Raw genomic sequence first — 18752 nt, 5'->3', positions numbered from 1 at the left:
CCGCAGATTTTTTTAGTTTGCCGGAGCGGCATCCTCGATCCGCAGTCGTGCCTTGCGCCGACCGCCCCAGTCGTCGATCTCCAAGCGCCCAGCAACATGCCAGTTTTGCCCGTCGCCAGCGCTGAGGGCGGTCCCCATTGGACCGTCAAAAGCGCCGAACGCCATCCCCTGGATTTGCGAGGGACCATCGCCCAACCGCAGGCTGAGGTGGTTTTGCCCGACCCGCCGTGCATTTCGCACACGCACGTCCGCAAGCGCGAACCGTGGCTGCGGTGCGCCAGCGCCGAACGGGCCCGCCCGCTCCAGCATCTCGACGAACTCAGCGGTGCAGGCCGAAGCGCTGAGCATACCGCCGATCGCAAGGTCGCCCGGTCCCGCCGCCCCGGCGCCCTGCCGCTCCAGAAGCGCTGTGAGGCGGTCCATCGCGGCGTCCAGCGCCTCTGCGGCCACTGTCAGGCCCGCCGCCATCTTGTGCCCGCCGCCGCGCAGCAGGTGGCCTTCTGCGGTGCAGGTGGCAATTGCGGCGCCAAGGTCGACGCCCGGGACCGAACGGCCCGAGCCCTTGCCGATCCCGGATTCAAGCCCGATGACCACGGCGGGGCGGTTGAACGCCTCTTTCAGACGCGAGGCGACGATGCCGACGACACCTGGGTGCCAGCCCTCGCCGGCGGCCCAGACAAGGGGAGTATCGGTGCCGCGCGCCTCCGCCTGGGCGATGGCCTCTTCCTGAACGGCGGCTTCGATGGCGCGGCGCTCGACGTTGAATGCGTCGAGTTGCTTGGCAAGCTCCGCCGCCTTCAGCGGGTCGGCCTCGGTCAACAGTCGCGCGCCCAGGTCCGCCTGCCCGACGCGCCCGCCGGCGTTGATCCGGGGCCCGAGGACATAGCCGAGGTGATAGGGCGCAGGGGGCGCGGTCAGCCCGGCCACGTCGGCAAGTGCCGCGAGCCCCGCGCGCTTGCGGCCGGACATGACCACCAGCCCTTGGCGCACCAGCGCCCGGTTCAAGCCCAGCAGCGGTGCCACATCGGCTACCGTCGCCAGCGCCACGAGGTCGAGCAGGGATATCATGTCCGGCGTCGGCTCGCCCGCTGCGCGGCGGGCACGATTGAGCGATACCAGGAACATGAACACCACGCCCGCGGCGCAGAGGTAGCTGACTGCACTGTCCTCGTCCTGCCGGTTGGGGTTTACCACGGCTCCGGCGTCGGGCAGCGTCTCCCCGCCCAGATGGTGATCCAGGACGATTACCTGAGCGCCTGCAGCGCGGGCGGCGGCGATGGGCTCGTGCGAGAGAGTGCCGCAGTCGACGCAGAATATCAGATCGTGATCTGCTGCCAGTTGCTCCATCGCGGGGGTGTTCGGTCCGTAGCCCTCGTCGATGCGGTCGGGAACGTAGATCTTCGGGCGAATGCCTAACTGGCCGAGGTAGTCGTGCAGCAGCGCGGCCGAGGCGGCGCCGTCCACGTCATAGTCCGCGAATATCGCGACCCGGCTGCCTGTGCGCAGATGCTCGGCGGCAATGGCTGTAGCGGTATCCATGTCCTTGAGCGTCGAGGGGTCGGGCATAAGCTCCCGCAGCGTGGGCGCCAGGTATGCATCAGCCTCGGTAGCGTCGATGCCTGCGCGGGCCAGGATCAGGCAGATCTGCTCGGGCAGGCCGGTCTGCTGCGCCAGCGCCTGCGCTAACCGCAGCTCTGTCGGCGCCGGTCCGGTCCAGCGCCGCCCTGTAAGGGATTGCGTCACGCCGAGGAAGCACTCGGTCACGGTTCTCTCCTCGGGCCTCCGTCAGCGGAGAGGCCCAGTGCCAGTTTCAGAAGTCGCGAGATGCCGGTGACCAGCAGCCCCACGCCTGCGATGGCGTAGAGCGCGAAGGTCTCGATCCGGCCGCCGAAAAGTTGCCCATAGGCAAGGTAGAGGCTGAGCGCACCTGCCAACGTGAATACCAACGCCCAGAGCACGGCGCGTCGTGGAAAACGAGGGTCGCGCGGCGCCGGCTCGGGCGCCGGCTTCGCAGCCTTGGGGTCGGTACTGGTGCCGTATCCGACCTTGCGTGTCACTGGTTCTTCTGGCGGTAGAACAGGCGGCGGACCGACCCGGTCTTGGACCGCATCAGGATGGTTTCGGTCTCGAGGTAGTCGCCGTCCCGGCGCGCGCCGGACACCAGACTGCCGTCGGTCACGCCGGTCGCGGCAAAGATCACGTCCTGGGTCACCATGTCGTCGCGGGTGTAGATCCGGTCGAAATCGGTAATCCCGGCCTTCGAGGCCCGGCCACGCTCGTCATCATTGCGGAACAGCAGCCGCCCCTGGATCTGGCCGCCCATGCATTTCATTGCCGCTGCCGCCAGGACGCCTTCGGGGGCGCCGCCAGCGCCCATGTACATGTCGATTCCGGTCTTGCGGGCCTCGGCGGTGTGGATCACGCCCGCCACGTCGCCGTCGGTGATCAGGCGAATGCGGGCGCCGGTTTGGCGCAGTTCGGCAATCAGGTCGCTGTGACGCGGGCGTTCCAGCACGCAGACCATAATGTCGGTTGCCTTGCAGCCGCGGTGTTTGGCGAGCGTCTCGACCCGCTCCGAAGGCGTCATGTCCAGCGTCACCAGCCCCTCGGGATAGCCCGGACCGATCGCCAGCTTGTCCATGTAGACGTCGGGCGCATGCAGCATCGAGCCGCGCGGACCCATGGCGATCACGGCCAGCGCGTTCGGCATGTCCTTCGCGGTCAGCGTGGTGCCTTCGAGCGGGTCCAGCGCGATGTCCACGCCTGGTCCTTCGCCGGTGCCGACTTCCTCGCCGATGTAGAGCATCGGCGCCTCGTCGCGCTCACCCTCGCCGATGACGACGACGCCGGAGATGTCCAGTATGTTGAGTTGCTTGCGCATGGCGTCGACGGCGGCCTGGTCGGCGGCCTTCTCGTCGCCGGAGCCGATCAGCCTGGCGGAAGCGATTGCCGCCTGTTCGGACACGCGGGCGAGGCCCAGCGAAAGCATCCGGTCGGCAAAGAGTTGATCGGCCATGTCGTCTTTTCCTCCTGCTGCGGGAAAGTCCCGCTGATGGGTCTACACGCGCGGGGCCGCGCGGGAAAGGCTGCCTTGCGACCGCGAGGTACCGCGGCTCACACCGGCTCGATGCGATAGGCCACCGGCGCGGCGGACGAGACGTCCAGCGCCGCAATCTGCCGCAGCGCGCCGTCCAGTGCCTCGCGCGAACAGGCGTGGGTGACGATTAGCACCGGGGCGGCGGCATCTGACTCATGTTGGGTCTGGCGCATCCGGTTGATCGAGATCCCGGCCTTGCCCAGCGCGTCCGCAACCCGGGCCAGCGTGCCGGGACGGTCGGCCAGGTCGAGCCGAAGGTAGTAAGGCGCGTCGGCCGATGCTCCGCTACGCTTGGACTCGGCGAGGCTGGAGGCCGGCTGCCCAAAGGCGGGGATCACCAGGCCGCGCGCGATGTCGATGATGTCGGCCATCACTGCCGAGGCGGTCGGTCCCGCACCTGCGCCCGGTCCCTGGTACACCGTCTGGCCGATGGCATCGCCCTCGAGGACGACCATGTTCGACACGCCCTCGAGCTGCCCGATGGGCGAACTCACGGGCACAAGGCAGGGCTGCATGCGCTGCTCGACCCCGTCGGGCGTGCGGGCGGCAACGCCCAACAACTTGATTCTGTAGCCCATATCGCGCGCATAGCGGATGTCGGTCAACGTAACGCGCTCGATCCCTTCGACGAGGATGCCGTCGTAGTCGATCCGGGTGCCGAAGGCGGTGGCGGCCAGCAGCGCCAGCTTCTGCGCGGCGTCGTGGCCACCGACGTCGAAGGTGGGATCGGCCTCGGCATAGCCCAGACGCTGGGCGTCGGCGAGGATGTTGTCGTAATCGCCCCCGGTGCGCTCCATCTCGGTGAGGATATAGTTGCAGGTGCCGTTCATGACGCCCAGCACGCGGCTCATGGCGTTGCCCGCCATGCCCTCGGTCAGGGCCTTCACGCAGGGGATGCCACCGGCGACGGCGGCCTCGAAGCGCAGGGCGACGCCTGTTTCCTCGGCTTGGAGCGCCAGCGCGTGACCATGCTCGGCCAGCATCGCCTTGTTCGCGGTCACGACATGCTTTCCGGCTTCCAGCGCAGCCTCGGTCGCGGCCTTGGCCGGGCCATCGGCGCCGCCCATGACCTCGACCAGCAGGTCGATGTCGTCGCGGCGCGCTAGCGTCACCGGATCGTCCTCCCAGCCGTAACCCGAGAGATCCACGCCACGGTCCTTGCCGCGCGAACGCGCGGTAACGGCGACAATCTCGATCGGGCGGCCGGCGCGGGCGGCCAGCAGCTCGGGATGGGTCTGGATTATGCGGATCAACCCGCTGCCGACGGTTCCGAGGCCGGCGATCGCGATACGCAGCGGTGCAGTCATAGAAATCCCCTGTCTACCCGCGCGTTCCCTTAGTCGAGCAGAGCTCTGCCCGCAAGCGCACGGGTGCTTCAGGGTTCTGCGAAACCCCAGCCGTCGGGCTCGTAGCCGTGGATCAGGGCAATGCGGCTGGTGCGTTCCTCGTGCATCCATATCGCATCGCCGCTCAGCTCCGCACCCTCGACGATAACCCGAAGGCCACCGTTGTCGCCGTCCTCGACAGAATAGCCGAACATGCCCAGTTTGCGCGCCGCCGCGTCACGGTCGGAATCGTCGGTGGGGCGGAACTCCAGGTCGAGCGCGATCGCCGTGCCCTCCTGAAGTCCCTCTTCTTCCAGCAGTTTCTGCACCGTCAGGCGGGTGACCGCCTGTTGGTGATCCCAGTCCCAAGCCTCTTCTGCTGCGGTCATTCCGCAGCCTCGAGGTGTTTGGCGCGCATCTCGTCGGCCTGCGCGATGACCTGCTTCACGCTGCGCGCGGCCTGCCGGATGCGTTGCTCGTTCTCGACCAGACCGATGCGGACGTAGCCTTCGCCGAACTCGCCGAAGCCGATACCCGGCGAGACCGCGACCTCAGCCTCCTTCAGCAGCATTTTCGAGAAGGCCATGGAACCCATATCGGCGAACTGCGGCGGAATCGGAGCCCAGGCGAACATGGTGGCGGGCGGGGCGGGGATGTCCCAGCCGGCGCGGGCCATCGATTCGACCAGTACGTCGCGGCGCGAGCGGTAGATGCCGCGGATTTCCTCGACGCAGTCCTGCGGTCCGTTCAGCGCGGCGGCCGCGGCCACCTGTACTGGCGTGAAGGCACCGTAATCGAGATAGCTCTTGATCCGGGTCAGCGCGCCGATCAGCCGGGTGTTGCCTACGGCGAAGCCCATGCGCCAGCCAGGCATGGCATAAGTTTTCGACAACGAGGTGAACTCGACCGCGACATCCTTCGCGCCTTCGACCTGAAGAATCGAAGGCGGCGGGTTGTCGTCGAAATAGATCTCGGCATAGGCGAGGTCAGAGAGCACCCAGAGTTCGTGCTTGCGGGCGAACTTTACCAACTCGGTATAGAAATCGAGGTCCGCCAGCTGCGCGGTCGGGTTCGACGGGAAGTTCACCACGACTGCGACCGGCTTCGGGACCGAGTGCATCACGCCGCGTTCCAACGCGCGCATGTAAGCCTCGGGGTTGAAGGTGCCGTCGGACTCCAGCGTCTGGATATGGCGCAGCGTACCGCCCGCGATCATGAAGCCGTAGGGATGGATCGGGTAGCTGGGGTTCGGAACCAGCATCACGTCGCCGGGCGCGGTGATCGCCATGGCAAGGTTGGCCAGGCCTTCTTTCGAGCCGAGGGTCGCGATTACCTCGGTCTCGGGGTTCAGTCTCACGCCGAAGCGGCGCTCGTAGTAACCGGCCTGGGCGCGGCGCAGGCCCGGAATACCCTTCGAGGCGGAATAGCGATGGGTGCGCGGACGACGCACGGTCTCGCACAGCTTGTCGACGATGTGGCTGGGGGTATCCATGTCCGGATTGCCCATGCCGAAATCGATGATGTCCATGCCTGCCGCTCGGTACTCTGCCTTCAGCCGGTTCACTTCGGCGAACACGTATGGGGGCAGACGTTTGATGCGGTAGAACTCTTCAGGCATCGGACCGTTCTCGCTGAAAGGTGGAAAGTGTGCGGGTTGTAAGGCCCGCGGCGCCGCTACGCCAGTGGCATTTGGGTGTCAGTCGGTAGCCGAAGCTGCCTGAAGCCGCGCGCGGGTCTCAGGGTCGAGAACCGGCGCGGACAAGGCTTCCGCCCTTTGCTGAAGCGCGTCGGCTCGCCCGCGAATGGTGACCTCGTCCACCATTTCGACCGGCCCCGCGTCCACGCCGGCGATCCGGTCTTGGGTGAGCAGCAGCGGATAGGCGGCGGACTCGGCTTTCGCGCTAGGGCTGTAGCCGGTTGCGGGTGCTTCGAGAAACTCGCATCCGGACAGCAAAGCTAGCCCTGCGACCGTCGCACAGATGACGGCGGCCCTGCGGTGCGGTAGAAATGGATGGACAAGGCCCATTGCGAAGCCCCCTTTCAGGCGGCGAGGATAGGGCCGGGGGAAACGGCCTGCAAGGAAGTGACGGGGACATGACCAGCGACAGCGAGAACACCCTGCTCGAACAGGGCGCAGAGACCGCCGCCAACATGACGGAAGTCATGGAGATCACGCAGAAGATCTGGACGCGGTTTTTGGAGGCGCAGGCCGAAGAAGGCGCGCCCCGCAACGCCGACCCACTGAACACGATCCCGGCCTGGATCGCGCTGGCGCGCGCGATGTACGACAATCCCAAGCAGGTCGCGGACGCGACGCTGGACATGTGGTCCGACCAGGCGGCGCTCTGGCAGGCCGCGACGCTGAAGTGGCTTGGTGCCAAGGATACCGAGATGCCGCAGCTGGACCGCAAGGCCCCGGCCGGCAAGCGTTTCCAGCACAAGGAATGGTCCGAGAACGCGCTCTTCGACTACCTGAAAGAAAACTACCTGCTGACCTCTGGCTGGATCAATCACATGGTTCAAACCGTCGGCGAGATGGACCCGCGAGAGCGCAAGAAGGCCGAGTTCTACACCCGGAACTTCGTCGAGGCGCTGAATCCCGCCAATTTTTTCGCGCTGAATCCCGAAGTGCTCGAGGCGACGGCTGACGAGAAGGGCGCGAACCTGGTGCGCGGGCTGAAGATGATGCTCGAGGACCTGGAGCGCGGGAAGGGCCAGCTGCTGATCCGGCAGACCGACATGGACGCATTCGAGGTCGGCCGCGATATGGCGATCAGCCCGGGGAAGGTCGTGTTTCGCAACGAGATCCTCGAGCTGATCCAGTACGCGCCCACAACCGAGAAGGTCTATGCCAAGCCGCTGCTGATCATCCCTCCCTGGATCAACAAGTACTATGTGCTCGACCTCAACGAAAAGAAGTCGATGGTGAAGTGGCTGGTGGCGCAGGGCTACACTGTCTTCATGATCTCCTGGGTGAACCCGGACGAGCGCCAGCGCGACGAAACATGGGACAGCTACCTGACCAAAGGCGCGATGACCGCCATCGACAAGGCGCTGGAGGAGACAGGGCAGACCTCGCTGAACATCGCATCCTACTGCATCGGCGGGACGATGACCGGAACGCTGATGGCCTATTTCGGCAAGACCGGGGACAAGCGTGTCAGCTCCTCGACGTTCTTTACGGCGCAACTCGACTTCGACGATGCGGGTGAGTTGCAGGTCTTCGTGGACGACCAGACCATTCGCGCCGTCGACGAAGAAATGCAGAAGGGGTACCTGCCGGCCAACAAGATGGCGCAGGCGTTCAACATGCTGCGCTCGAACGACCTGATCTGGTCCTACGTGGTCAACAACTACATGCTGGGGAAGGACCCGTTTCCGTTCGATCTGCTGTACTGGAACGCCGACTCCACCGCGATGCCGGCAAAGGTCCATCACTTCTACCTGGACAAATTCTACGACGACAACGACTTCGCCGGTGGACGGCTGTCGGTGCTGGACACGCCCGTCACGTTGGCCGACATCCGCGGCCCGGTCTACCACGTCGCGACCAAGGAGGATCACATCGCACCGGCGGCCTCGGTCTATAGGGGTGCGCGGCTCATGAGCAAGGCGAAGGTGCGCTTCGTTCTCTCAGGCTCGGGCCATATCGCCGGGGTAGTCAATCCGCCAGCCACGAACAAGTACCAGTTCTGGACCAACGAGGATCTGAGTTCGGACGATATTTCCGGCTGGTTGGAAAACGCCGAGGAAACGCCGGGCAGCTGGTGGGTCGATTGGGACAGGTGGCTCTCCGCCAAATCTGGTCGCAAGGTGAACGCCCGCGAGCCGGGCGCGGTCCTGGGCCCGGTTGCCGATGCACCGGGAGACTACGTCAAGGTTCGGTTCGATAAGCGCTAGGAACACGCGAATGAAGATCACCCGTCGCCGCCTGCTCGGGGCTGCCGCCGCAGGCGTCGTTCTGCCCTCGCTACCCCTGCGGGCACAGGGCGCCGAGGTTCTGCGGGCCGCCGAGAGCTCTGTGCAGCTGGCGCCTTCGGAGTTTCCGGCGACGGACATGTGGACCTTTGGCGGGCGTGTGCCGGGGTCCGAGATCCGGGTGAAGCAGGGCGGCCGCGTCGTGCGCGAACTGATCAACGAGCTGCCTCAGGCGACGACGATTCACTGGCACGGCATCCGGCTCGACAACGCGATGGACGGCGTGCCCGGCCTGACCCAGGACCCGGTGGCCCCGGGTGGCAGCTTCACCTACGACTTCGCCGTGCCGGACGCAGGAACCTATTGGTACCATTCGCACATGAATGGGCTGGAGCAGGTCTCGCGCGGGATGGCCGGTCCGCTGATCGTCGAGGAGACCGAGCCGCCCGAGGTCGACCGGGATATCGTGCTCATGCTTTCCGATTGGCGGCTGGTTGATCCGGCCGCGATCAGCGAGGATTTCGATAACCCTCACGACGCCTCGCACGCCGGGCGGATCGGCAATTTCGTTACCACCTCAGGGACCGCCGAATTCACTGAAGAGGTCGGCCGCTACGAGAGACTGCGCCTGCGGGTGATCAATGCGGCGCCAGGGCGGATCTTCGAGCTGTCGATCAAGGGCCTTGAAGGCTGGGTGGCAGCGGTTGACGGGATGCCGGTCGAGACGCTGATCCAGGCCGGGCAGATATTCCTGGCCCCGGGCGGACGTGTAGACCTGATCGTGGACGTGACCGCCCCCGTCGGGCAGGAAGCGTTCCTGCTAGAGATCTTCCAGGGCGAGGGGTTTTCGCTGGCCTCGTTCACCGTCGTAGAGAGCGACCGCGAACCTCGCGGGCAGCTGGCAACGTTGCCGCTCAACCCCGGGCAGGCCCTGCCGATGATGAGCGGGGCCCGGACGGTGCCCCTGGGCATGGAAGGCGGTGCGATGCGGGGCCTCACTCGCGCCAGTGTGCGCGGTGAGCAGGTCGATGGCCGGACCCTGGCCGAACAAGGGCTCTTCTGGGCGCTTAACGGCAACGCGGGCGTGCCGCCCGAGCCTTTCATCGAGGCAGAGCGCGGCGAAACTTTGCGAATCCCGATCGCCAACATGACCGCCTTCCCGCATGCCATGCACCTGCACGGCCACCATTTCCGCGAGGTGCTTGCAACCGGAGGTCTTGGCCCGGCGCGGGATACGATCCTGGTCGATCCCGGCACCGTTCGAGAGATTGCCGTGCTCTGTGACAATCCCGGCGACTGGCTGTTTCACTGTCACATGCTCTCGCACCACGCCGCCGGGATGGCGACATGGATCAAGGTGCTCTAGCGGCGGATCAGGGTTTCCAGAGCAGGAAGTTCGCGATCAGCAACAGGCCTGTGCGCTGGCTTTTCTCGGGGTGGAACTGCGTCCCGATCATGTTGTCGCGCCCGATGGCGGCGGTTACTGGCCCGCCGTAGTCGGTCACCGCCAGCACGTCGTCCGGGTTCGTCGGCTTCACATGGTAGGAGTGCACGAAGTAGGCGTGATCGCCCTCGGCCAACCCGGCGAAGACCGGGTGCGGCGCAAGGTTCTCCAGCGCGTTCCAACCCATGTGCGGGATCTTCAGCGCAGGATCGTCTGGCGCGATCGCGACGCACTCGCCTGGGATCCAGCCGAAGCCGGGCGCGTCCGCGCCGTGCTCGCGGCCGATCGTGGTCATCAGCTGCTGGCCGACACAGATGCCCATGAACGGTACGCCACCGGAAAGCACCCGTTCCTCCAGCGCGTCCACCATGCCGGGGATCGCATCCAGACCGGCCCGGCAATCCGCGAAGGCGCCGACACCTGGTAGCACGATGCGGTCGGCGGAGCGCACGGTCTCGGGGTCAGAGGTCACGACGACGGCACCGGTGCCGGTTTCCGCCGCCATGCGCTGGAAGCTCTTTTCGGCCGAGTGCAGGTTGCCGGATTCGTAGTCGATGATGACGGTGTTCATTCGCTCAAGGTGCCCTTTGTCGAAGGGACCAACGCCGCTGTGCGCGGATCGGTTTCCAGCGCATCGCGCAATGCGCGGGCCACCGCCTTGAACGCCGCTTCGGCGATGTGGTGGCTGTTGACGCCGTCGATGCATTCGACATGCAGCGTGATGCCGCCATGCGTGCTGAACGCCTGGAAGAACTCGCGCACCAATTCGGTGTCGAACGCGCCGATCGTCGGCGCGGTGAAGTCCACCTTCCACACCAGGTAGGGCCGCCCGCTTATATCCAGCGCGGCGCGCACCAGCGTGTCGTCCATCGGCAGCAGGCAGGAGCCGTAGCGGCGGATGCCGCGCTTGTCGCCGACTGCCTTGGTCAGGGCCTTGCCGATGGCGATTCCGACGTCCTCGACCGTGTGGTGATCGTCGATATGCGTGTCGCCCTCGGCTGTGACGGTCATGTCGATCAGCGCGTGCCGGGCCAACTGGTCCAGCATGTGGTCGAAGAACCCCACGCCGGTCGCATTGTCGTAAGTCCCGGTCCCGTCCAGGTCGATTTCCACGCGGATTTTTGTCTCCGCCGTGTTCCGCTCTACCGTTGCTTTCCGCATGGGGCCCTCGCTGTGGTCGCACCGCGTTGTAGCGGCGCGGCGGGGCGGGGGGAAGCCCGACCGGAAATGACAGGAGAAACTGATGCGCGCCGTCCAGATCCTTGGCCCCGCGGGGCTGGCCCTGCTGCTGTCCGCCTGTGGCGGCGGTGGCGACTATCGCGACACCAGCGTACCGATGGAGAGTGTCTCGCGGCTTGATGTCGAGCGCTATTCCGGCACCTGGTACGAAATCGCTCGCTTTCCGAACAGTTTCGAAGAGGGATGCGCTGGGGTGACCGCTGAGTACGCGCAGCGGGACGACGGGCGGATCACCGTGGTGAACACTTGCCGCAAGGGCGGGGTGGACGGCGAGATCGACCGGGCCGAGGGCATCGCCCGCGTCGCTGCGCCGGGACAGCTGAAGGTGAAGTTCGTCAAGTGGCTGCCGTTCGAGGGCGACTACTGGGTGCTCGACGTGACCGAGGACTATGATCTTGCGGTGGTCGGTACGCCATCAGGCGACTTCGGGTGGATTCTTGCCCGCGATCCGCAGATCGACGACGCCGCGCGGGAGCGTGCACTCGATGTGCTGCGTGCCGACGGGTACGACGTGGATCGCCTGCACTGGACTCAACAGGGTACTTGATTTGTAAATGAACGTGTGTTCAGTTCCTCAAAAAGGGGGAGGAACGGCGCATGTTCACGGCGTCGATGCGATTCGACTGCGGCGAGGATGTCGAGGCGCTGCGGGACATGGTCCACCGCTGGGCGCAGGAGCGCGTGGCGCCGATGGCCGCGCAGATCGACCGGGACAACCAGTTTCCTAACGAGCTTTGGCCTGAGATGGGCCAGCTGGGCCTGCTTGGCATCACCGTCCCCGAGGCCGATGGCGGCGCGGGTATGGGCTATCTCGCCCATGTCGTCGCGGTCGAGGAACTTGCACGGGCCAGCGCCTCGGTCAGTCTCAGCTATGGAGCGCATTCGAACCTCTGCGTGAACCAGATCGCGCTGAACGGCTCGGCGGAGCAGAAGGCGAAGTACCTGCCAGACCTGATTTCGGGCCGGAAGGTTGGCAGTCTCGCGATGTCCGAGGCTGGCGCTGGCTCTGATGTTGTCTCGATGAGCTTGCGGGCAGAGAAGCGGAACGACCGCTACGTGCTGAACGGCTCGAAATACTGGATCACCAACAGTCCCGACGCGGGCGTTCTGGTGGTCTATGCCAAGACCGACCCCGAGGCCGGGGCGAAGGGCATCACCGCCTTCCTGATCGAGCGCGAGATGGCCGGGTTCTCGGTCGGCCCGCATTTCGACAAGTTAGGGATGCGCGGTTCGAACACGGCCGAAATCACCTTCGAGAATGTCGAAGTCCCGTTCGAGAACGTGCTGGGGCAGGAGGGGCAGGGCGTCCGCGTGCTGATGTCAGGGCTCGACTACGAACGCGTGGTGCTGTCGGGCATCGGTGTCGGCCTGATGCACGCGATCCTCGACCACATCATGCCCTACATGCACGAGCGCAAGCAGTTCGGGCAGAAGATCGGGGACTTCCAGCTGATGCAGGGCAAGATCGCCGACATCTACTCAACGATGAACGCCAGCCGGGCCTATGTCTACGAGGTCGCCAAGGCCTGCGACCGGGGGCAAGTGACGCGGCAGGACGCGGCGGGCTGCGTGCTCTACGCCTCGGAAAAGGCGATGGAAATGGCGGTGCAGGGCGTCCAGGCGATGGGCGGCGCGGGCTACCTGAACGACTCGCCGCTGGCGCGGATCATGCGTGACGCAAAGTTGATGGAGATCGGCGCAGGCACCAGCGAGATCCGCCGAATGTTGATCGGGCGCGAGCTGATGAAGGCAACGGGATAGCGGACGGCCAACCGGGGAAGGAGCCTGGACATGACCCTGAGCGACCAGCAGCAGAAATTATGTGACGAGAATACCACCGACTTCAGCGACCTGAAGGCGGTGATCGTAAACACGTCGCTGAAGCGCGAACCTTCCGAGAGTCACACCAAGCTGCTGCTGAGCGTGGCTGGCGAGATCATGGAAAAGAACGGCGTTGCGGTGGAGCATGTGCACATGCTCTCGCACCAGGTGCCGCCGGGGGTCTACCCGGATATGACCGAGCATGGTTGGGACCGCGACGACTGGCCCGCGGTGTGGGAAAAGGTCCGCGCGGCCGAGATCCTGGTGGTCGGCACGCCGCTCTGGCTGGGCGAGGAAAGCTCCGTCTGTCGGATCCTGATCGAGCGGCTGTATGGCATGAGCGGAATGCTCAACGACAAGGGCCAGTCGCTGTTCTACGGCAAGGTCGGCGGTTGCGTGATCACCGGCAACGAAGACGGGATCAAGCACACCGCTATGACGATCCTCTATGCACTGGGGCACCTGGGCTACACGATCCCACCACAGGCCGATTGCGGCTGGATCGGCGAGGCAGGGCCCGGACCGAGCTATGGTGACAAGTTGGAGGACGGCTCTCGCGCCGGGTTCGGCAACGATTTCACCCAGCGCAATACGACGATCATGACGTGGAACCTGCTGCACATGGCGCGGATGTTGAAGGTTGCGGGCGGGCTGCCGAACCACGGCAATGACCGGAACGCTTGGAAGGCCGGGTGCCGGTTCGACTACGACAACCCCGAACATCGGGCATGAGGCGGCGGTCATGGTAAGCGACATCGAGATCAACAGGGCCGAGCATCTGCGCATGCTGGAGGAGATTTCCAGCGCGGCCCAGGCGGCGGCGGCAGGAGGCGGTCCGGAAGCGCAGGCCCGCCACGAAGGACGTGGCAAGATGCTGCCCCGCGACCGGGTCGGTGCACTGCTGGATCCGGGTAGCCCATTTCTCGAGATCGGCGCCCTCGCTGCACATGGCATGTACGACGGTGCCGCGCCCTGCGCCGGGGTGATCGCCGGGATCGGGCTGGTCGAGGGCCGGCAGGTCGTGGTGGTCTGCAACGACGCCACGGTGAAGGGCGGCACCTACTATCCGATGACGGTGAAGAAACACCTGCGGGCGCAGGAAATCGCCGCCGAGAACAGGCTGCCTTGCGTCTACCTGGTAGACTCGGGCGGGGCGAACCTGCCGAACCAGGACGAGGTATTTCCGGACCGAGACCATTTCGGGCGGATCTTCTACAACCAGGCGAACATGAGCGCGCAAGGGATCGCCCAGATTGCCGTCGTCATGGGCTCGTGCACGGCGGGCGGCGCCTATGTCCCGGCCATGTCGGACGTGTCGATCATCGTACGCGAACAGGGCACGATTTTCCTGGCCGGGCCGCCGCTGGTGAAAGCCGCGACGGGCGAGGAGATCAGCGCCGAGGCGTTGGGCGGGGGCGATGTTCACACGCGGCTCTCTGGCGTAGTGGATTATCTGGCCGAGGACGACGCTCATGCGCTGGCGCTGGCCCGCCAGGCCGTCGCCGCGCTCGGGCCCCCGCGGGCGGGGGCGCTCGCCCGGCGACCACCGGCTGCGCCGCTGGCCAGCCCAGAAGGTCTGCTCGATGTGGTCCCGGCGGACCTGCGGCAGCCCTACGATGTGCGCGAGGTGATATCGCGCGTGGTCGATGCGGAAAGTTTCGACGAGTTCAAGGCGCGCTATGGCGAGACACTGGTTGCCGGTTTCGCGCAGATCGACGGCTGGGCGGTCGGCATCCTGGCCAACAATGGCGTGCTCCTTTCCGAGAGTGCCGAAAAGGGCGCGCATTTCGTGCAGCTTTGCGCCCAGCGCGGTACGCCGCTCTTGTTTCTGCAGAACATCACCGGGTTCATGGTGGGCCGCGAGGCCGAACATGGCGGTATCGCCCGCGCAGGGGCCAAGCTTGTGACCGCCGTCGCCACGGTTTCGGTTCCGAAGATCACCGTGCTGATCGGCGGCTCGTTCGGGGCGGGGAACTACGGCATGGCGGGCCGGGCCTATCAGCCAAGGTTCCTGTGGTCCTGGCCGAACTCCCGGATCTCGGTCATGGGCGGCGCACAGGCGGCGGGCGTTCTGGCCACCGTGCGACGCGACGGGATCGAGCGACGCGGCGGCAGTTGGAGCGAGGACGATGAAGCCGGGTTCAAGCGTCCGATCCTCGACCAGTTCGAGCGGCAATCGCATCCGCTCTACGCTTCGGCGCGGCTGTGGGACGATGGGGTGATCGATCCGCGCGATACGCGCCGCGTCGTTTCGCTGTCGCTGGCTGCCTGCGACGGGGCCGATGTGCCGCCCACGCGTTTCGGTGTGTTTCGGATGTGAGGGGCAGATGTTCGACCGATTGCTGATCGCGAACCGGGGCGAGATCGCCTGCCGTGTCATCCGCACCGCCCGCCGACTGGGTGTGCACTGCATCGCCGTGTACTCGGACGCCGACGCGAATGCGCTGCACGTGGAGATGGCCGACGAGGCCATGCGCATCGGTCCGGCGGAGGCCTCGGCGAGCTACCTGGACATCGTCGCAATCCTCGAGGCCGCGCGCCGCACCGGGGCGCAGGCGATCCATCCGGGATACGGGTTTCTGTCCGAGAACCCAGCTTTCGTCGAAGCGGTCGAAGCCGCCGGGCTGGTCTTCGTCGGGCCGTCTGCGAAGGCGATCCGTGCGATGGGTCTGAAGAACCGGGCGAAGGTCTTGATGGCCGAGGCGGGCGTGCCGGTCGTGCCCGGCTATCACGGCGAAGATCAGGACGAAGCGCGCCTCGAGACTGAGGCCATGGCGATCGGATTCCCGGTCCTCATCAAGGCGGTCGCGGGCGGCGGCGGAAAGGGTATGCGGCTGGTGGAACGGCAAGCCGATTTCGCCTCGGCGCTTGCGGGCGCGCGGCGCGAGGCGGTGCAGGCCTTCGGCAATGGTGACGTGCTGATCGAGAAGTTCGTCTCGACGCCCCGGCATATCGAGGTCCAGATCTTCGGGGATGGCACGCGGGCGGTGCACCTGCTGGAGCGGGATTGCTCGATGCAGCGGCGGCACCAGAAGGTGATCGAGGAGGCCCCCGCGCCCGGCATGACCGAAGTGGTACGGCAGGCGATGGGTGCTGCCGCCGTACGGGCAGCCGAGGCTATCGGCTATTCCGGCGCCGGGACCGTGGAGTTCATCGCCGACGGTTCGGGTGCGCTGCGCCCCGACGGGTTCTGGTTCATGGAGATGAACACCCGGCTTCAGGTCGAGCATCCGGTGACCGAAGCTATCACCGGGATCGACCTGGTGGAGTGGCAATTGCGGGTCGCAGCTGGCGAGGCACTGCCTGCGCGGCAGGGGGACATTCAGCCTTGTGGCCATGCGATCGAGGCGCGGGTCTACGCCGAGGATCCGGAGCAGGGGTTCCTGCCGGCGACCGGACGGCTCGACACGGTTTCCTTCCCGGAAGGTGTGCGTGCCGATCGCGGCGTGCGCGACGGCGATGAGATCACGCCGCACTACGATCCCATGATCGCCAAGGTGATCGCGCACGGCGAGGACCGGGCGTCCGCAATCGCGACGCTGCGGCGCGGGTTGACCGGCGCGCGGCTGGCCGGATCAGTTGCCAATGTCGGCTTCCTGGTGCGCCTGCTCGATGATCCGGGCTTCCGGTCGGGCGCGGTGGACACCGGTCTTATCGACCGCAGCGGTGAGGCTCTGACCGCTTCGCCGCCGCTTCGGCCCGAGCATCTTGCCGTAGCCGCGCTAGCCGTTCTCGGTCTGCCCAGCCCAAACGCGGATGGGTTCCACCTCTGGACGCCCCTCCGGCAACGGGTGCTGCTCGACGTGGATGGGCGTCAGGTGACCGTGTCGATCACTCAGCTCGCGCCGGGACGGTTCCGGGTGAACTTGCCGGATGCAGCCCTGGCTTTGGAGGATGTGACACCGGGAGAGGATCTTTGGCGCTGGACCGCCGAGGGGCATCGCCGGGCGGTGCCGCTCGACGTGTCGAACGGTGTCGCAACGCTGTTCGTGGAGGGGCAGTCTTACCGGGTTGCCCGCGCACGCTCGGCGATGTCCGGGGGCGGTGGCCCGGCGGGCGGCGATGTGGTCGCGCCGATGCCGGGTTTCGTGCGTCAGGTGTTGGTCGCGACCGGGGATGCGATTGTGGAGGGGCAGCCTCTTCTTGTGCTGGAGGCGATGAAGATGGAGCACACCTTACGAGCTCCCCGCGCCGGCGAGGTGGCGAGCGTAGCCGTGTCCGAAGGTGACCAGGTGGCGCGCGGCGTCGCGCTGATCGTGCTGGATGGTAGCGATGACTGACCTGGTTCGGATCTGCGAGGTCGGCCCGCGTGACGGACTGCAGAACGAGGCTCGGGCAATCCCCGCCGCCGACAAGATCGCGCTGGTGGAGCGAGCCGCAGCCGCCGGACTTGGCAGGATCGAGGTGACAAGTTTCGTCTCTCCTCGGGCAGTGCCGCAACTGGCGGACGCCGCCGAGGTGATGGCTGGGATTAGGCGCGAGGCCGGGGTCGAATACTCGGTGCTGGTGCCGAACGAGAAGGGCTACGACCGCGCCCTTGTGGCGAGAGCCGACCGCGTTGCGGTATTCGCATCGGCGACCGAGGGCTTTTCTCAAGCCAACATCAACTGTTCTATCGACGAGAGCTTCTCGCGGTTCGCGCCGATCCTCCGTGCTGCGGAAAGGGACGGTATCCCGGTGCGCGGGTATGTCTCCTGCGTCACAGATTGCCCCTACGAGGGTCCGGTCGACCCACAGGCCGTCGCCGACGTCGCCCGGCGGCTCGCGGACATGGGCGCGGACGAGATCAGCCTTGGTGAGACCCTTGGCCGGGGCACGCCCGAGCGGGTAGCCGTCATGCTGGACGCGGTGCTGGCGTGCCTGCCGGCAGAGCGCCTGACCGGGCATTTCCACGACACCGGCGGCAGTGCGCTCGCCAACGTGGGCGTCGCGCTGGAGCGGGGCCTGCGCAGCTTCGATGCGGCGCTGGGCGGCCTTGGCGGCTGTCCTTACGCGCCCGGAGCACCCGGCAACCTGGCGACCGAGGCGCTTGCGGCGCATCTTCGGCCGTTGGGCCATCGGACAGGGCTGGATCCCGGGGCGTTGGCCAGCGCCGCTCGTTTCGCTAGGACGCTCAAGACCGGAACTGGAGTGTCCACATGACCCGGACCATATCGCTGGAAACCGATGAGCGCGGTGTTGCCCGCCTGACGCTGAATCGGCCCGAGCGGCACAACGCAATGTCTTCGGAGATGATCTCGGAACTGGCCGAGGCGGCCAGGTCGCTCGGGGACGATAGTAGTGTCCGAGCCGTTGTCCTGACCGGGGCGGGGCCGTCTTTCTGCGCCGGGGCGGATCTCAACTGGATGCGCGCGCAGTTCGATGCGGATCGGCAGACGCGGATGGCCGAGGCGCGGGCGCTGGCGCACATGCTACGGGCGATGGACCGGATGCCGAAACCGCTGATCGGGCGGATCAACGGCTCGGCGCTTGGCGGCGGGCTGGGGCTGATGGCGGTCTGCGACGTGGCCCTGGTTGCCGACAGGGGCAAGTTCGGGTTCACCGAGACCCGGCTGGGTTTGATCCCTGCCACCATCGCGCCCTATGTCCTGGCGCGCATGGGGCCGGGGAAGGCGCGGCGGGTGTTCATGAGCGGCCGCACCTTCGGACCCGAGGAATTGCCGCCGCTCAACCTCGCGGCGCGCGTCTTGGCCTCCGACACCCTGGATGCCGAGATCGAGGCTGAAGTCGCGCCCTATCTCGACGCGATGCCCGCCGCGGTTGCCGATGCCAAGGCCCTGGCCCGAGATCTGGCGCCGCCAATCGACGACGAGACGATCGAGGCGACGGTCTCGGCGCTCGCCGATTGCTGGGAAAGACCCGAGACGCGGGCGCGGATCGAAGCCTTCCTGACCCGAAAATAGCGTTG

At 66.3% G+C, this 18752-nt stretch carries 18 protein-coding genes; 9 read left to right on the top strand and 9 right to left on the bottom strand.

What is annotated here, in order from left to right; translation table 11 throughout:
* Positions 1-12: 12 nt before the first annotated feature.
* The 7 genes from recJ to ACW9UR_RS08365 form a co-directional block, all read right to left on the bottom strand.
* Positions 13-1764 (bottom strand): single-stranded-DNA-specific exonuclease RecJ, encoded by a 1752-nt coding sequence (recJ, locus tag ACW9UR_RS08395; RefSeq protein WP_458916513.1) that lies wholly within the window; start codon positions 1762-1764, stop codon positions 13-15.
* Complete coding sequence (locus tag ACW9UR_RS08390) at positions 1761-2057, bottom strand: hypothetical protein (protein WP_458916512.1); 297 nt, start codon at positions 2055-2057, stop codon at positions 1761-1763. The genes recJ and ACW9UR_RS08390 overlap by 4 nt, the downstream gene beginning before the upstream one ends.
* Positions 2054-3016 (bottom strand): class II fructose-bisphosphatase, encoded by a 963-nt coding sequence (gene glpX, locus ACW9UR_RS08385; RefSeq protein WP_458916511.1) that lies wholly within the window; start codon positions 3014-3016, stop codon positions 2054-2056. The genes ACW9UR_RS08390 and glpX overlap by 4 nt, the downstream gene beginning before the upstream one ends.
* Positions 3017-3114: 98 nt before the next feature.
* Positions 3115-4404 carry a homoserine dehydrogenase gene (locus ACW9UR_RS08380; RefSeq protein ID WP_458916510.1) on the bottom strand — a complete coding sequence of 430 codons (1290 nt, stop codon included), beginning with the start codon at positions 4402-4404 and terminating at the stop codon, positions 3115-3117.
* A gap of 68 nt (positions 4405-4472) precedes the next feature.
* Positions 4473-4811 carry a hypothetical protein gene (locus tag ACW9UR_RS08375; RefSeq protein ID WP_458916509.1) on the bottom strand — a complete coding sequence of 113 codons (339 nt, stop codon included), beginning with the start codon at positions 4809-4811 and terminating at the stop codon, positions 4473-4475.
* Positions 4808-6040 carry an LL-diaminopimelate aminotransferase gene (locus tag ACW9UR_RS08370; RefSeq protein ID WP_458916508.1) on the bottom strand — a complete coding sequence of 411 codons (1233 nt, stop codon included), beginning with the start codon at positions 6038-6040 and terminating at the stop codon, positions 4808-4810. The genes ACW9UR_RS08375 and ACW9UR_RS08370 overlap by 4 nt, the downstream gene beginning before the upstream one ends.
* Before the next feature lie 78 nt (positions 6041-6118).
* Positions 6119-6448 carry a hypothetical protein gene (locus tag ACW9UR_RS08365; protein WP_458916507.1) on the bottom strand — a complete coding sequence of 110 codons (330 nt, stop codon included), beginning with the start codon at positions 6446-6448 and terminating at the stop codon, positions 6119-6121.
* A 68-nt stretch (positions 6449-6516) separates the two neighbouring features.
* Here ACW9UR_RS08365 and ACW9UR_RS08360 point away from each other — a divergent pair, with 68 nt between their 5' ends.
* Positions 6517-8322, top strand: a complete 1806-nt coding sequence (locus ACW9UR_RS08360) for a PHA/PHB synthase family protein (protein WP_458916506.1) — start codon at positions 6517-6519, stop codon at positions 8320-8322.
* A gap of 10 nt (positions 8323-8332) precedes the next feature.
* Complete coding sequence (locus ACW9UR_RS08355) at positions 8333-9706, top strand: multicopper oxidase family protein (protein WP_458916505.1); 1374 nt, start codon at positions 8333-8335, stop codon at positions 9704-9706.
* A gap of 7 nt (positions 9707-9713) precedes the next feature.
* Here the strand turns inward: ACW9UR_RS08355 and hisH are convergent, their stop codons facing one another.
* Positions 9714-10355, bottom strand: coding sequence for an imidazole glycerol phosphate synthase subunit HisH (gene hisH / locus ACW9UR_RS08350; protein ID WP_458916504.1), 642 nt, complete (start codon positions 10353-10355; stop codon positions 9714-9716).
* Positions 10352-10945, bottom strand: a complete 594-nt coding sequence (gene hisB, locus ACW9UR_RS08345) for an imidazoleglycerol-phosphate dehydratase HisB (RefSeq protein ID WP_458916503.1) — start codon at positions 10943-10945, stop codon at positions 10352-10354. The genes hisH and hisB overlap by 4 nt, the downstream gene beginning before the upstream one ends.
* A gap of 82 nt (positions 10946-11027) precedes the next feature.
* Here hisB and ACW9UR_RS08340 point away from each other — a divergent pair, with 82 nt between their 5' ends.
* From ACW9UR_RS08340 to ACW9UR_RS08310, 7 genes are read left to right on the top strand one after another with little or no spacing between them, the layout of a single operon-like run.
* Positions 11028-11570, top strand: a complete 543-nt coding sequence (locus ACW9UR_RS08340) for a lipocalin family protein (protein ID WP_458916502.1) — start codon at positions 11028-11030, stop codon at positions 11568-11570.
* Positions 11571-11620: 50 nt separating this feature from the next.
* A complete protein-coding gene (locus ACW9UR_RS08335; protein ID WP_458916501.1) occupies positions 11621-12784 on the top strand; it encodes an isovaleryl-CoA dehydrogenase in 1164 nt (387 codons plus the stop codon).
* Between the two features lie 30 nt (positions 12785-12814).
* A complete protein-coding gene (locus tag ACW9UR_RS08330; protein WP_458916500.1) occupies positions 12815-13576 on the top strand; it encodes a flavodoxin family protein in 762 nt (253 codons plus the stop codon).
* A gap of 10 nt (positions 13577-13586) precedes the next feature.
* Positions 13587-15164: a carboxyl transferase domain-containing protein gene (locus tag ACW9UR_RS08325; RefSeq protein ID WP_458916499.1), complete on the top strand. Its 1578-nt coding sequence runs from the start codon at positions 13587-13589 to the stop codon at positions 15162-15164.
* A 7-nt stretch (positions 15165-15171) separates the two neighbouring features.
* On the top strand, positions 15172-17124 hold the full coding sequence (locus tag ACW9UR_RS08320) for an ATP-binding protein (RefSeq protein ID WP_458916498.1): 1953 nt from the start codon (positions 15172-15174) through the stop codon (positions 17122-17124).
* Positions 17117-17986 carry a hydroxymethylglutaryl-CoA lyase gene (locus ACW9UR_RS08315; RefSeq protein WP_458916497.1) on the top strand — a complete coding sequence of 290 codons (870 nt, stop codon included), beginning with the start codon at positions 17117-17119 and terminating at the stop codon, positions 17984-17986. Before ACW9UR_RS08320 ends, ACW9UR_RS08315 begins: the two co-directional genes overlap by 8 nt.
* Positions 17983-18747: a crotonase/enoyl-CoA hydratase family protein gene (locus tag ACW9UR_RS08310; protein WP_458916496.1), complete on the top strand. Its 765-nt coding sequence runs from the start codon at positions 17983-17985 to the stop codon at positions 18745-18747. Before ACW9UR_RS08315 ends, ACW9UR_RS08310 begins: the two co-directional genes overlap by 4 nt.
* Positions 18748-18752 lie beyond the last annotated feature (5 nt).

This window comes from Halovulum sp. GXIMD14794 (assembly GCF_054457455.1).
Note: the sequence above shows the minus strand (reverse complement) of the source record. Positions and strands in the feature narration are given on the sequence as shown.

Excerpts from the sequence above, each read along its gene's own strand:
- glpX (WP_458916511.1), bottom strand. The coding sequence starts at position 3,016 with ATGGCCGATCAACTCTTTGCCGACCGGATGCTTTCGCTGGGCCTCGCC.
- ACW9UR_RS08380 (WP_458916510.1), bottom strand. The coding sequence starts at position 4,404 with ATGACTGCACCGCTGCGTATCGCGATCGCCGGCCTCGGAACCGTCGGC.
- ACW9UR_RS08375 (WP_458916509.1), bottom strand. The coding sequence starts at position 4,811 with ATGACCGCAGCAGAAGAGGCTTGGGACTGGGATCACCAACAGGCGGTC.
- ACW9UR_RS08370 (WP_458916508.1), bottom strand. The coding sequence starts at position 6,040 with ATGCCTGAAGAGTTCTACCGCATCAAACGTCTGCCCCCATACGTGTTC.
- ACW9UR_RS08365 (WP_458916507.1), bottom strand. The coding sequence starts at position 6,448 with ATGGGCCTTGTCCATCCATTTCTACCGCACCGCAGGGCCGCCGTCATC.
- ACW9UR_RS08360 (WP_458916506.1), top strand. The coding sequence starts at position 6,517 with ATGACCAGCGACAGCGAGAACACCCTGCTCGAACAGGGCGCAGAGACC.
- ACW9UR_RS08355 (WP_458916505.1), top strand. The coding sequence starts at position 8,333 with ATGAAGATCACCCGTCGCCGCCTGCTCGGGGCTGCCGCCGCAGGCGTC.
- hisH (WP_458916504.1), bottom strand. The coding sequence starts at position 10,355 with ATGAACACCGTCATCATCGACTACGAATCCGGCAACCTGCACTCGGCC.
- hisB (WP_458916503.1), bottom strand. The coding sequence starts at position 10,945 with ATGCGGAAAGCAACGGTAGAGCGGAACACGGCGGAGACAAAAATCCGC.
- ACW9UR_RS08340 (WP_458916502.1), top strand. The coding sequence starts at position 11,028 with ATGCGCGCCGTCCAGATCCTTGGCCCCGCGGGGCTGGCCCTGCTGCTG.
- ACW9UR_RS08335 (WP_458916501.1), top strand. The coding sequence starts at position 11,621 with ATGTTCACGGCGTCGATGCGATTCGACTGCGGCGAGGATGTCGAGGCG.
- ACW9UR_RS08330 (WP_458916500.1), top strand. The coding sequence starts at position 12,815 with ATGACCCTGAGCGACCAGCAGCAGAAATTATGTGACGAGAATACCACC.
- ACW9UR_RS08325 (WP_458916499.1), top strand. The coding sequence starts at position 13,587 with ATGGTAAGCGACATCGAGATCAACAGGGCCGAGCATCTGCGCATGCTG.
- ACW9UR_RS08320 (WP_458916498.1), top strand. The coding sequence starts at position 15,172 with ATGTTCGACCGATTGCTGATCGCGAACCGGGGCGAGATCGCCTGCCGT.
- ACW9UR_RS08315 (WP_458916497.1), top strand. The coding sequence starts at position 17,117 with ATGACTGACCTGGTTCGGATCTGCGAGGTCGGCCCGCGTGACGGACTG.
- ACW9UR_RS08310 (WP_458916496.1), top strand. The coding sequence starts at position 17,983 with ATGACCCGGACCATATCGCTGGAAACCGATGAGCGCGGTGTTGCCCGC.